Origin of the sequence: Companilactobacillus muriivasis, assembly GCF_036246245.1 — a bacterium.
In the GTDB taxonomy this organism is placed as follows: domain Bacteria; phylum Bacillota; class Bacilli; order Lactobacillales; family Lactobacillaceae; genus Companilactobacillus; species Companilactobacillus muriivasis.
Genome location: NZ_BTTQ01000006.1, coordinates 127,349 through 140,186 on the forward strand (window position 1 = coordinate 127,349; position 12,838 = coordinate 140,186).

Genomic DNA, 12,838 nt, shown 5'->3' on the forward strand with positions numbered 1-12,838 from the left:
GGTTATTGTATCTGTTACATGCAGCAAAAAAACCTCAAGTGCAAATACACTTGAGGTTTTCCCTCTCTTATTTACTACTCAACCCAAATTCATTAATTACAAACTCAGATGTATTACTATCGATCACCAGCTTAATGCCATCAATCGACCCACCTTCAACTTTTAGTTGGGTTAATGATTGATTACTTTCAACTCGACCCAATTCTTGCCATTTATTATTTTGATGGACATAGATAGTCCCACTCACCTTACCTGCTAGATAAATTGTTTTAGCATCAGTTGATTCGAAGGTTTGTTCAATTGTTCCGGTCGTTTGACTGTCACTTAGTGTCCCAGTGAATGCTGTCTCAACCGTTCCATCAAACATCCCTTTAGAACTTGAGTTATCGGTTGTTTGAATATTATTGATACTTAAACCGGTCTTACCGAAAACAGAAATATTTCTAATTTGGAGCCAACTGTCTGAATCGCTTGTGGCTGTTATAAAGATATATCTGGCTTTAATTGGCTGATTCAAATCTAATTGATAATTTCCAGTCGGTGTCACTTCGCCAATGGCAACTTTATCGCTCCCGTCAGCTGAATTTCCGGCATAGATTGTGGCTGATTTAAAAATGTCACCTGATGTTACATCATCGGAAACACCTTGATGTAGATTGATTCTTTGAATCTCTTGGCTTTCTTTCAAATCCACAGTAATCGTATCGCCGGTTTTGACACTGCGATTACTCCAAAATTTGGTATTAAGATTATTATCATTCATATTGCTTGGAGCATAATCGCCATTTTGGGAAATGTTAGTTGTCGCTTCGCTCGTTACTTGAGTTGTACCCGCAACTAAGGCTTTTATTCCCAAATATCCATCGACCGCTTGATTAGCTTTGGCAACAAAACTTTCAAACACGCCATCACCAACTGTTGGTGTCAGTACTAAGTCAGTTTTTCCAGTCCGATTGTCTGGCAAAGATTTCTCATTGGCTAATTTAACTTGTTCATTGAGATTACTGAAACTAGTACTCAAATTGTCAGTCTGATTATTCTTGATTGCGTCCATGATCTCCACGCTTGCAATCATCGCTTTCCCCCAGTGACTAGCAGCATTGATCCATGGCAACGAATCATTATAAAAACCACTTGTCTTCATCTTCTGCAATGTCGTTGGCATGTTACTAATGATATTCAAGCGGTCCAACAAATCCTTTTTGGCCTCTTGATAAGCTACCGTGCCATAGTCTGCTTGTTCAAATTTATTCACAAAATTTGATAAGATTGGCGCATGCACTTGGTCTTCTTCAGTCGCATAATTCCAATATTGATTCAAATCAACGAACTGTTGTATTGCGACAACTACTTCTGGATCATCACCAGCTAGTTCTCGAATCGTGTCTTGTAAATTGGCATCTGGATTATATTTGTCAGCGTTCCACATGTAATCACCATAACTAGATAAGCCAATCCATGAAGCATAAGGCTGTACCATTGGATTACTTGTGAACCCATCCATGATTTGATAAAGCTTTTTACTTCTACTTCTAACTGGATTGAGATACAAACGTTCTTGGTCTGAATCGTTTACTGGAAAGTTATCCCAAATAAAAATGTGGTCTGTGTGATATGTTTCCTTAGCTTTTTCAACTGATTCATTCGTAATATCGCCTGAAAAGACCCCTTCACCTGTCCATTGCACACGAATATTCTTATCCAAAGCTTCACCTTGAGCTTCTTTGAATGGATCTTGCTTAGAACCATTGTAATTAGTTGGCACTAACCAGAGGTCAGGTAAATTATTTTTCTTAACATAATCTCTTTGGACCTTGTTCACATAAAAGGCCTGCGCATCAGCCAAACCTGACCACGGATTATTATGATAGTTAGTTGTGGGATGATTCTTAAAAATTGCTGCATCGGCATCTGTCATCCCCAAAGGAATATCATCTAACGCAATGTAAAACTGGGTTACACCGATTGACTTCAATTGATTTAACTTGGCAACCGTCTTGTCGAAGTCTTCTTGACTAGAATATGTAATGTCATTACCAGGTGATAACGTATAAACGAATTGTACATGGTTCTTCTTAGCTGCAGCAATCAAATCTTTAATTTGGTCAAGTTTATCTTGTGGATAAAGTTCTTTCCAATTCTTCCGCAAGTAGTCATCATCTTTAGGTGAATAAATATAAACATTCATTTTGTGATCACCCATGAATTTGAACAAGTCTTTACGGGCTTGTTGTGACCAAGGTTCTCCATAAAATCCTTCAATCACACCACGAATTGACATCTGGGGTGATTCGGAAATGTTAATTTTGGATAAATCGGATTTTTTAGCGATTAGATTATTCACATGATTGATGCCATAAAATAGTCCGGTGGCATCTTTTCCTTGAACGACCAAAGTTTTCTTATTATCAACTACGCCACTCTTGATTAAATAGCCGTCATCATTCAATTTAGCCGCTGTTGTCGCGTCCATATTTGCCAACTGTTGATCAACTACTTTATCCCCGGCCAGTCCAAAATATGCTTGGTCAACGTTAACTTGATTGGCATTCATCGTGTCAGTAGTCTTCTGAATTGCTTGATAAGTCTGTGTATCTTCAACTGAATTGCCGATAGTTGTTGTCACCGCCTTAGTTGATTTAGTTGCGACTGGTTGTGCTTGTTCAGCCGCAATATCGGAGGATGCCTGAACTTCATAATAGGCACTCACCTTTTTGGTATCACTAGTATTGTCTGTTGCTGTCGAATCTGTTTCTTTGGAGTTAGGATCAGTTGGAGCTGTTGCCATATCAGTCTCGTTCGTACTTGTGGAAACCGTTGTATCCGTTTCATCAGCGTGAACTGTGGTAGATGAACTGATGAAAACTAGCATTGCACTGAATGTAGTCACACCGAGTAAAAACAGCTTTTGACTACTTCTGAAACCCTCATGTTGATTCTGTTTTGCAGACATATATTTAATACCCCTTTCCTCTATACGTGGAGTATACCTGCATGCAAAACGCTTTCATATACATTTTGTATAAAAAATACCACTATAAATGCAATTTAATATGCAAATATAATGGTATTTATTTTTATTGCCGCCTCCGGATGCCAGAGATTGTACCTGCTATGGGACCGGTGCGAGCCAAGGTCTCGCGCCTCGATTTTGAGCCGAAAATCACGTCTCAAAAGTCGTCCGTATTATCAGGGCTTTCGCCCTAATAATACCTGCATAGCTGGTACAATCTCTGGCATCCTCCGTCTAGTTTAATTTTCGAAATTTTAGTTAAATACTGAACTATTTAGTATACGATACTCCTCTCTTAAATCTCTTCCAGAAGCTTGAATCGTCTGTTTGTAACATCAATCCTTGATAGATTTTTCCAATATATCCTGCCAAGAGAACGATACTTAACGCTAAAATCACAAGCGATAAGACAATTTCTAGTGTCGATGCGTCGTTGTTGATTATTCTTAATGGCATGAAATATGTTGAGAAAAATGGAATGTAAGAAAGTACCTTTACCACCATCGAATCGAGGTTATTTTGGAATGGGAAGGTGATGAAGAATGCTGCTAGATTCAACATGATCACTGGCTGAGCTGCCTTTGAAGCGTCTTCTGCTTTGGCTACTAATGCTCCGGAAAATGCGGCCAAAATTGTATAAATTACTACACCTAGCAACAAATAAACTAGATTGACGCTTAATAAGTTTTTAAAAACTGATGTGATCAATGGTTGATACTCATGCATAAATGGCTTAGTTAGGGATGAGTTTTGGGCAAAGATGTACGCTCCCCAACCACCTAATAGATAAATTAGAACTTGTGTCAAAATCACTAACATTACTCCAAAGATTTTCCCCAAGAAATACTTCACGGCTGTAGTACTGGAGAAAATAATTTCCATAATCTTAGTACCCTTTTCAGAAGCAATTTCTTGAGCGGTGATGGTTGTATAGGTAATTAAAATTATATAAACCATAACAACTGTGATCCAAAATGAAAGCTGCTTAGCTATATTCGCCGTTCCAGTGCTCTTCTTAATTGACTCTTTCAAAACTGGTTGCTGTTGTAAAGTTTGAATTTGGCCGGTAGTTAATTTAGCATTGGCAAGATTTAATTGTTGCTGTGTCTGCATTAAATAACTATTGATACGCGACTTCGTTCCCGTTCCTAGTGAGGTCGTCCCCGTATAATGGGCACTGACTTTGCCAGAAACTATTTCTAATTCCAAATATCCAGCTAATTTATTATGATTCATTTTCTTAGTAGCTGTCTTTTTATCAGTAACTGATTTATTGACATCGTCTTTATTGCTCTTGATAAAACTGTCGCGCAACTGTGGCTGATTACTGATAACAGCAATCTTATCGGCACCTTGGTTACTTTGAGCACTCATATAACCGGCACCAATGGAAATCCCAAACATCAAGAATGGTCCTAAAATTAATAGTACGAAACTCCACGACTTGATTTGGCGTAGAAATGTTTCCATCGTAACAATCCAGAGTTTATTCATTTTTTTCACCTGCTTTCAAACGGAAAATTTCATCCAAAGTTGGTGGTTGCTGACTGAATTCTTCGATATATTTACCTTGAGTCAACTTATCAAAAATTTCTTCACCGGCTGTTTCATCATCTAAATCTAAGACGAAACGTTTTTCCTCGTGACGTTCAACTTTAATGACGTGTGGCAAGTTTTCTAACTTTTCTTTCGTCCAATCCGTTGTGACTAAAATTCTAGTTTTACCAAATGATTGGCGAACCTCACGAACAGTTCCATGTAAAACAACTTGGCCATTACGCAACATAACTAGTCTGTCACACAATTCTTCAACATTTTCCATATCGTGACTAGAGAAAATAATGGCAGCTCCCTGCTCTTTAGCAGTCAAAATGGATTGCTTCAAAAGGTCGGCGTTAACTGGATCAAGGCCACTGAATGGCTCATCCAAGATAATTAATTTAGGATTATGAATTAACGTACAAATCAACTGCACCTTCTGCTGGTTCCCTTTTGATAAGTCTTTAATTCTATCTTTCTTGTCTCCCTTAACCGCAAATCGTTGTAGCCACGTGTTAATTTGAGGGCGAATCTCTTTGGCCGATTTATCCTTGAGTCGTGCCAAATAAACAATCTGCTGTTCAATCGTTAGTTTGGGCATCAAACTACGTTCTTCGGGCAAATAACCAATCTCATCAAAGACTGGCTCAGTTATCGGTTGACCATTCCACGTGATTGTTCCTGAATAATTTAGAAAGTTCAAAATACTGTGAAAAGTAGTCGATTTTCCGGCACCATTTTGGCCAATTAATCCCATAATCTGACCGTCCGCTACATCGAATGAGACATCATTCAAAGCTTGCAATGATCCGAAATTCTTACTAATATCTTGGATTTTGAGCATAAGCGTTCCTCCTATATATAAGACGAATTATACAGTATAAAATATTTCTTTGCTTGGACCACAATATCAGTGTTAGCATGATATTTAACATGTCTTGGGGGAGATTTTTATGACAGACAAACAAAAGGGGTTCTTCTATGCGATTGCCGGTCCTGTTCTTTGGGGATTTTCTGGCAGTATCGCTCAATATTTATTCACACAAGAAAGCATCCCCACACAGTGGATCGTGGGTATTCGCTTGATTTTCGCTGGTCTAATGCTAGTTATCTGGTGTTACTTCGTTGATTCTAAAGAATTATTTACCATCTTAAAAAAGCCACGTTATGTCGTACAATTACTGGCATTCGGGCTTTTAGGGATGTTGCCAGCACAATACACATACTTTATGGCGATTAAATATGGCAACGCGCCAACCGCCACAGTTTTACAATTTTTAGGGCCATTATTCATCATCTTATACATCTCATTGAGAAAACTACAACTGCCACGAAGAATTGACGTAATATCCATTTTCTTGGCTCTTCTAGGAACTTTTCTCCTAGTAACACACGGACACATTAATCAGCTAATGTTGTCACCTGCAGCCGTTTTATGGGGAGTCGGAGCTGGTATTAGTCAAGCATCATATACACTACTACCAAGAGAATTATTAAAACGTTTCGATGCCAGAATCGTTACTGGTTGGTCAATGTTATTAGGTGGAATCGTCTTCGCACCATTCGCCAACTTGACACACGTTCCAGCAATGACACCAACAGCTTGGATTTGTATTATCTTTATCGTCACCGGTGGAACAATGTTTTCATATCTGTTCTATCTACAAAGCCTCAACTATTTAACACCAGCAACAACTGGAATGTTGAGTGCTTTTGAACCATTAACAGCAACATTCTTGGCCGTGACGGTGTTAAAAACACATGTCAGTGCCGCTGAATTAGCAGGTGCATTGTTAATCTTAGGTATTACCTTCTTACAAGCATTGCCACCCAACCTATTCAATTTAAGACACTATCAAAAAAATCATTCTTCCGATAATTAGGAGGAATGATTTTTTTGTTTTTAAAAGGTTTGATGATTGTTAATAAATACTGAATAGTATGTATAATGCTGACCATTAAAAGAATCGGAGGACACCATCGATTTACCCCGCTGTGAAAGTGGCGTTATGGCTTTAGCCATTACACCACAGGACGACTTTTGAGACGTGAACTTCGGCTCAAAATCGAGGGTCGAGACCGCACTCTGGATTGAGCCGGTCCTCATGGCGGGGTAAATCGACTGGTGCCCGGAGACGGCAAATCTTAATTAAATCCGTTTGCTTTATTCAAAGTAGTCAAATTATCGTTGATATTCTTATCTGCTACATTTAAAGCAGTCTTAATATCGCCGCCATTATAAACTGTCTCCATGGCAACTTCTTCTAATTGACGAGTCAATTGCATACCTTCCATCAAAATACCAGAGTTGGAGAAGTTAGCTTTGGCATTAGCCAATTGTTCACCTGGTACTTTTGACTCAGGACTCTTGGCATATAAGTCCTTTAAGATACTTGTATTTTGTGAATCTTTATTAAGAGCTAAGTAACCAGTAGACTTTTGCCATTGAGCTTGAACTTCTGGCTTCAAAGTATACTTGATGAATTCGAAGGCTCCACGTTGAACGTCCTTAGGCTTGTCATTTGAGATCCAAAGGGCTGCCCCACCGATTGAAACACCATTGGCTTTTTTGCCATCAGGATGTGGGAAGTACGTGATACCTAATTTATTCTTATTGTTCTTGCTTAATTGACCAATACTTGCTGAAGATTGAATGAAAATTCCAACCTTATCAGAAAGGAATCCGGCAGTTTGGTTGGCACCGGCACTGGCACCTGAACCATAATCAATAAAATCACCAGATTTAATATTTTCTTTGATCCAGTTCAAGAACTCAACTGTATCAGGATTGTTGATATTAACCTTAGTTGGATTACCTGTGTGACCATCGTCTCTGTTAGCTAATTGTCTGTTGGCATTAGCTAAAGCTTGTTCTAGGAACCAACCATAAACTTGAACAGTCATACCTTTAACTTTGTGACCAGACTTCTCGTACAATTCTTTGGCAACACGAGTGATGTCACTGTATGAAGGTGAAACTGGCGGTGGTGTAATGCCGTACTTCTCTAATAGAGATGCATTGAAATACAAGACTGGTTGTGAAGTATTGAATGGCATAGCTTGTTGCTTACCACCATTGGCATAGAAAGCTCTGGCAACGGCAGAAATCTTACTTACATCGTAGTTATCTTCATCAATGAAGTTTTGAACTGGTGTTGTATAACCACTGTGCAACATTTGAGCGGTTGAAATATCAAATGCTTGGAAAACTGCTGGTGATGTACTTGTGTTATGTGTTTGAAGAATCTTTTGGATAGCTTCATCATAAGATCCTTGATACTTAGGAACAACTTTGTATTTATTTTGTGACTTATTGAAACCATCAACGACTTTATACAAAGCCTGTTCAGAAGGTCCACCCATTTCGTGCCAAAAAACAACTTGTGTCCGATTATCTTTAACCGCAGATTTAGCTGAAAGAGACTTACCAAACAAGGCAACTAAAACGACTCCCAAAACTAAAATCAACGGGATTGTTAATTTTTTAAATTTCGACATTATTTAACTGCCCCCTCGTTCATACCTGACTTGAAGTAGTGTTGACCGACGAAGAGCACAATAATTGTTGGAATAACAATAATAGCCGCACTAGCTTGAATCATACCCCAGTCATTGAAAGTTTCTTCTGACTTCAATTGTTTCAAACCATTTTGGATAACACGTGAGTTATTACTAAAGGTTGTCAACATTGGCCAGAGGTATTGGTTCCAGGCACCTAAGAAACTGTAAGCACCAAGAGTAATCATACTGATCTTGTTATATGGCAAAACAATCTTCCAGTAAAATTGGAAATGATTCAAACCTTCAATATCTGAAGCTTCTTTCAATTCAGCTGGTGTTTGCATGAATGATTGACGAAGCATGAACGTACCAAATGCTGAAGTTAAAAATGGAATAATCAACGCTCCAAAGTGATCCAATAATCCCATTTGTTTGATTGTGGCAAAGTTAGGGATGATTTCTGCTTCGAAAGGCAACATCATTGTAACTAAGAATAATGTGAAGAATGTTTTTCTAAATCTGAACTTGAGAAATACGAAAGCATAAGCACTCATTGAACAGAAAAGTAATTGTGCAAGCATGGTAACTGTAGCGATGACAACCGTATTACCTAGATAACGTAAAATTGGTGTTCTCGTAAATGCAGCTACGTAATTATCAAGTGAAACGTTGGTACTGAACATATTACCTTTAGCAATATCCATTGTTGGCAAGAAACTAGTCCAAATACCGATAAAGAATGGTCCCAAGATAATCAAAGCTAGTAAGATCATCAAGATATAACTGAAAACACGTTTTAAAACAGCACTTTCATCAAGACTTTGCATTAGTAGTTCACCTTCTTCTCAAGGAATTTGAATTGAAGCAATGTGAAGAAGGCAATAATAACTGTCAAAATGATTGCTTCTGCACTAGATTTAGAATAATTTCCACTGTAAAAGGCATCTTTATAAATTCGGTAAACTAGCATGTTAGTGGCATTTGTAGGACCACCCTTAGTAATCATATCGATTAGGCCGAAACTCTTAAATGAACCGATGATAGTGATTGTGGAAACGAAGAACAATGTTGGTGAGATCATTGGAACAGTAATGTGGAAAAATTGGAAGTTTGATGAAGCACCTTCAACGTCGGCGGCTTCATACAAAGTATTTGGAACTGATTGAATAGCACCCAATAAAATTAAGAAAGTAAATCCAAGGTTCATCCAAACGGTTGTGATAATAACCGCCCACATGGCACTAGTTGGATTAGTTAACCAGTTCATGACTGGTAAGTTGAACATACTACTCATTAGTGCAAAGAAACCAGTTGATGGATTAAAAATGAAGAGCCAGAAAATAGCTGCGACAGCTACTGAAACACCCATTGTAACTGAATAAAGCGTTCTGAAAATGCCAATACCTGGTAACTTTTGACTTGCTAAGTTGGCTAGTAGTAATCCGAGCGCCACAGTAAAGAAAGTTACCGCAAAAACATAAAATAACGTAACGAACATACTAGATATAAAATCTGGTGAAGAAATTAGATTTACATAATTACCTAATCCCACATAGACAGTCGTTTTACCAAGTGTATTAGTTAAAAAGAGACTGATATAAAGTGTCTTAAGCATTGGATAGAAAACGAATAATCCTAAAACTAATAATGAGGGACCTAAAAAGATAGATGCATAATATTTGTCATTCGCATTCAAACGAAAACTGTGACGTTGTGCGGTTTTAACCTTTTTTTCTGGAACAGCGTCAGTTGTCGAAGTCTTAAGCATTGACTACATCCTCCGCGTTTCTAGTAATATTTACACCATCACCATTGAATAATAAAACGTTGTCAGTAGCTGAAACTTTGATTGTATCGTAAGCTTTAAAATCAGCATCACTAGCAACAACCGCCGATACTTCTAAGTTATTGTTACTCATCTTAGCGTAGACAATTTTTTCATCACCAAGGAATTCAATTGACTTAACAGAGGCATTAGCATGCAATTCATCAGTTTGTTCAAGTACCAATTCGTTAGGTCTAATACCAACTTTAAAGTTATCAGCTGGAACTTGTTGATCGATATTAACTTCAAAATCGTTGTTAACATTGATTTTTCCATTAGAAACTTTCACAGCAGGCAAAATATTGATTGGTGGAACCCCGAAGAAACTAGCAACAAATTCATTAGCTGGATGTTTGTAAATTTCAACTGGTGTACCAATTTGTTGAACTTTAGAATCATGTAAAACCATGATGTGATCAGCCATAGTCATAGCTTCAACTTGATCATGGGTAACATAAATCAGTGTTAGGCCAAGCTTTCTTTGAAGTGCATAAATTTCTTGGCGCATCTTGATTCTCAATTGAGCATCCAAGTTAGATAGTGGTTCATCCATCAAACAAATCTTGGCATCACTGGCAACAGCACGAGCTAAAGCCACACGTTGTCTTTGACCACCAGAAAGTTCACGCGGTTTTCTATCCTTTAGAGTTTCAAGGTTAACCATTTTCAAAGCATCATTAACACGTGTTTCAATTTCAGCTTGAGAAGTATTTTTTCTAGCTTTCAATCCAAAAGCAACATTATCCCAGACATTTAAAAATGGGAAAAGTGCATAACTTTGGAAAACCATTGTTAGGTTACGGTCCTTAGGTGGCAATCCGTTAACAACTTTATCGTTGATACGAATTTCACCGTCACTGATTGGTGTTAAACCAGCAATCATTCGTAGTAAAGTACTCTTACCACAACCTGATGGGCCAACAATTACAAAGAATTCCCCGGTTTGGATTTCGGCGTTGACATCACTCAAGACCGCTTTCTCTGAATCGTAATTCTTAGTAATATTCGTTAATACTGTAGACATTATCTAATCCCTCCAAATAAGTCATTAGCTATAGTATGGAGACGGGATGTATATATATAATCTATTTAATGTAAAAAAAGCGTAAAAAAAATAGACCATTTTCTCGGTCTATAATTTTGTGATATAAGTTATATTTTTGAAAATTCACAGTTAACTTTAACAATTATTAAATATCAAAATATTGAATTTATCACTTGCTAAAATTCCAAATATCAGTTTATTTTTTCCAACAACTAAAACAAATTCACTATTTTAGTAAAATGACGGCTTATCCCACTCAGTATTGGGCTCAACTACACCGATATTTTGTTGACTGTAAAGCGATGGCTTTTTAACAATATCTGTAATCAATTGTGCAACTGCCTGACGAGTAACTTGAGTCCCTTTATAGGGCTGACCTTCAGGAACAATTTCATATTTCGTATTATTATCTTGGTCATACAACCAAGTCATTCGTAAAAATGTTACATCTAAATCTGGATCACACAATGCAAATGATGCTTCCTTGATGGCTGTATAATCGCCAATCATCCGCGCATTCCACTCACCAAATTTTCCAGCAACTTCGTCAAAAATACCAAGTCCACCAGCTACAATTAAGCGTTTAACGCCAGCCTGTTTCATTGCAGCAACAATTCTCTTCGATACTGACGTATTGGGGACTGTGGCCAAATAAACGATGTCTTGACCTTTTAAAGCTGCTACCAATTCTTCAGTATTAGTCCAGTCGCCATCAATAATTCCTGCTTTATCTTGGAAATCTTTCAAACGACGATTACCATTACGAGCAAACAATGTTAATTTAGCATCTGTCTGTTCCAATAAATCGGGAATCAAATAGCGACTAATTTGACTAGCAGCACCTAAAATTAAAACTTTTTCTGTCATTTTTACCTCTTATAATTTGTCATATTCAGCATCAGTAACTTTTTCAAGCCATTCTGATGTACCTTTAGTGATTGCAACATGGCTGAACCAACTGTCCTTAGTTGCTCCGTGCCAGTGTTTAACGCCTTCTTTAATAACGACAACGTCACCTTGCTTCAATAGTTGAGCTGGTCTGCCCCACTCTTGATACCAACCTTCGCCACCTGTAACCAAAAGGATTTGGAAACCATCGTGGTGAATGTGCCAATCGTTACGACATCCCGGTTCAAATGTAACGTTACCAACGCCAAAATCGATATTGTCTTCAGGACTAACTAAGCCTTTAAGGTAGCTTTGTCCGATGAAGTATTGTGCATATGCATCATTTTTGTCACCAACTGGGAAAACTCCGTCTGTCTTTAATTCTTCATTTTTTGCCATAATTATTTTTCATCCTTCCAAATTTCTTTAGCTCTGTTAAATGCAGACCAAGCCTTAGGCCAACCTGCGTAAAATGATAAATGAGTAATTTCTGCAACGATTTCTTCTTTAGTAATACCGTTTTTCTTACCAATTTTTAAATGAGCATCTAGTTGCTCAATGTTACCTGCTGAAATAATACTTGCGATTGTGATTAGAGAACGATCATGCGCAGAAAGTTCAGATTCTTTACTCCAAACTTCTCCGAATAATACGTCATCATTTAATTCTGCAAATTGTGGAGCAAAATCTCCTAATAAGTCGTGTCCTGCTGTTTGTTTTGCCATAATCAATTCCTCCTGATGTTTTACATTAAACAACTTAAAGTTAACTTTAAGTCAAGAATATTCTTAAAAATATTTTGTTTTTTAAATATGCCGCCTCCGGGTGCCAGAGATTTTTCGCCTGCTGTGAGGACCGGCTCGAGCCAAAGTACGGTCTCGACCCTCGATTCTGAGCTTTGCACAAACCGCAAATCTCAGAATCGTCCTGTGTTGTAATGGCTAAAGCCATAACGACACTTTCACTGCTGGTGAAAATCTCTGGCACCCGGAAGCTCGATCTTGAATTATATTTAAGAATCCTTTGA

General features: G+C 37.8%; 11 protein-coding genes. 1 reads left to right on the plus strand and 10 read right to left on the minus strand.

Translation table 11 applies throughout. The features are described 5' to 3' along the window. Positions 1-67: 67 nt before the first annotated feature. From AAA923_RS08200 to AAA923_RS08210, 3 genes are all read right to left on the minus strand, one after another. Entirely contained in the window at positions 68-2,953 is a 2,886-nt protein-coding gene (locus AAA923_RS08200; RefSeq protein WP_338216231.1) for a glycoside hydrolase family 84 protein, read from the minus strand. 330 nt (positions 2,954-3,283) lie between these two features. Beyond that, entirely contained in the window at positions 3,284-4,507 is a 1,224-nt protein-coding gene (locus AAA923_RS08205; RefSeq protein ID WP_338216234.1) for an ABC transporter permease, read from the minus strand. Then, positions 4,500-5,396, minus strand: coding sequence for an ABC transporter ATP-binding protein (locus tag AAA923_RS08210; protein ID WP_338216236.1), 897 nt, complete (start codon positions 5,394-5,396; stop codon positions 4,500-4,502). The genes AAA923_RS08205 and AAA923_RS08210 overlap by 8 nt, the downstream gene beginning before the upstream one ends. A gap of 109 nt (positions 5,397-5,505) precedes the next feature. On the opposite strand from AAA923_RS08210, the gene AAA923_RS08215 reads away from it, so the two are divergent. Continuing rightward, complete coding sequence (locus AAA923_RS08215) at positions 5,506-6,435, plus strand: DMT family transporter (RefSeq protein WP_338216238.1); 930 nt, start codon at positions 5,506-5,508, stop codon at positions 6,433-6,435. A 262-nt stretch (positions 6,436-6,697) separates the two neighbouring features. Here AAA923_RS08215 and AAA923_RS08220 read toward each other — a convergent pair whose 3' ends face one another. The 7 genes from AAA923_RS08220 to AAA923_RS08250 all read right to left on the minus strand — a co-directional run bounded on the left by AAA923_RS08220 (position 6,698) and on the right by AAA923_RS08250 (position 12,536). Then, positions 6,698-8,050, minus strand: coding sequence for an ABC transporter substrate-binding protein (locus AAA923_RS08220; protein WP_338216240.1), 1,353 nt, complete (start codon positions 8,048-8,050; stop codon positions 6,698-6,700). Beyond that, positions 8,050-8,880, minus strand: coding sequence for a carbohydrate ABC transporter permease (locus AAA923_RS08225; RefSeq protein WP_041501224.1), 831 nt, complete (start codon positions 8,878-8,880; stop codon positions 8,050-8,052). The genes AAA923_RS08220 and AAA923_RS08225 overlap by 1 nt, the downstream gene beginning before the upstream one ends. After that, complete coding sequence (locus AAA923_RS08230) at positions 8,880-9,821, minus strand: carbohydrate ABC transporter permease (protein ID WP_338216242.1); 942 nt, start codon at positions 9,819-9,821, stop codon at positions 8,880-8,882. Before AAA923_RS08230 ends, AAA923_RS08225 begins: the two co-directional genes overlap by 1 nt. Beyond that, a complete protein-coding gene (locus AAA923_RS08235) occupies positions 9,814-10,902 on the minus strand; it encodes an ABC transporter ATP-binding protein (protein WP_338216243.1) in 1,089 nt (362 codons plus the stop codon). Before AAA923_RS08235 ends, AAA923_RS08230 begins: the two co-directional genes overlap by 8 nt. A gap of 252 nt (positions 10,903-11,154) precedes the next feature. Continuing rightward, a complete protein-coding gene (locus tag AAA923_RS08240; RefSeq protein WP_338216244.1) occupies positions 11,155-11,790 on the minus strand; it encodes an NAD(P)H-binding protein in 636 nt (211 codons plus the stop codon). A 9-nt stretch (positions 11,791-11,799) separates the two neighbouring features. Further along, positions 11,800-12,210, minus strand: coding sequence for a cupin domain-containing protein (locus tag AAA923_RS08245; RefSeq protein ID WP_338216246.1), 411 nt, complete (start codon positions 12,208-12,210; stop codon positions 11,800-11,802). Between the two features lie 2 nt (positions 12,211-12,212). Then, entirely contained in the window at positions 12,213-12,536 is a 324-nt protein-coding gene (locus AAA923_RS08250; protein WP_338216248.1) for a carboxymuconolactone decarboxylase family protein, read from the minus strand. Between the last annotated feature and the right edge of the window lie 302 nt (positions 12,537-12,838).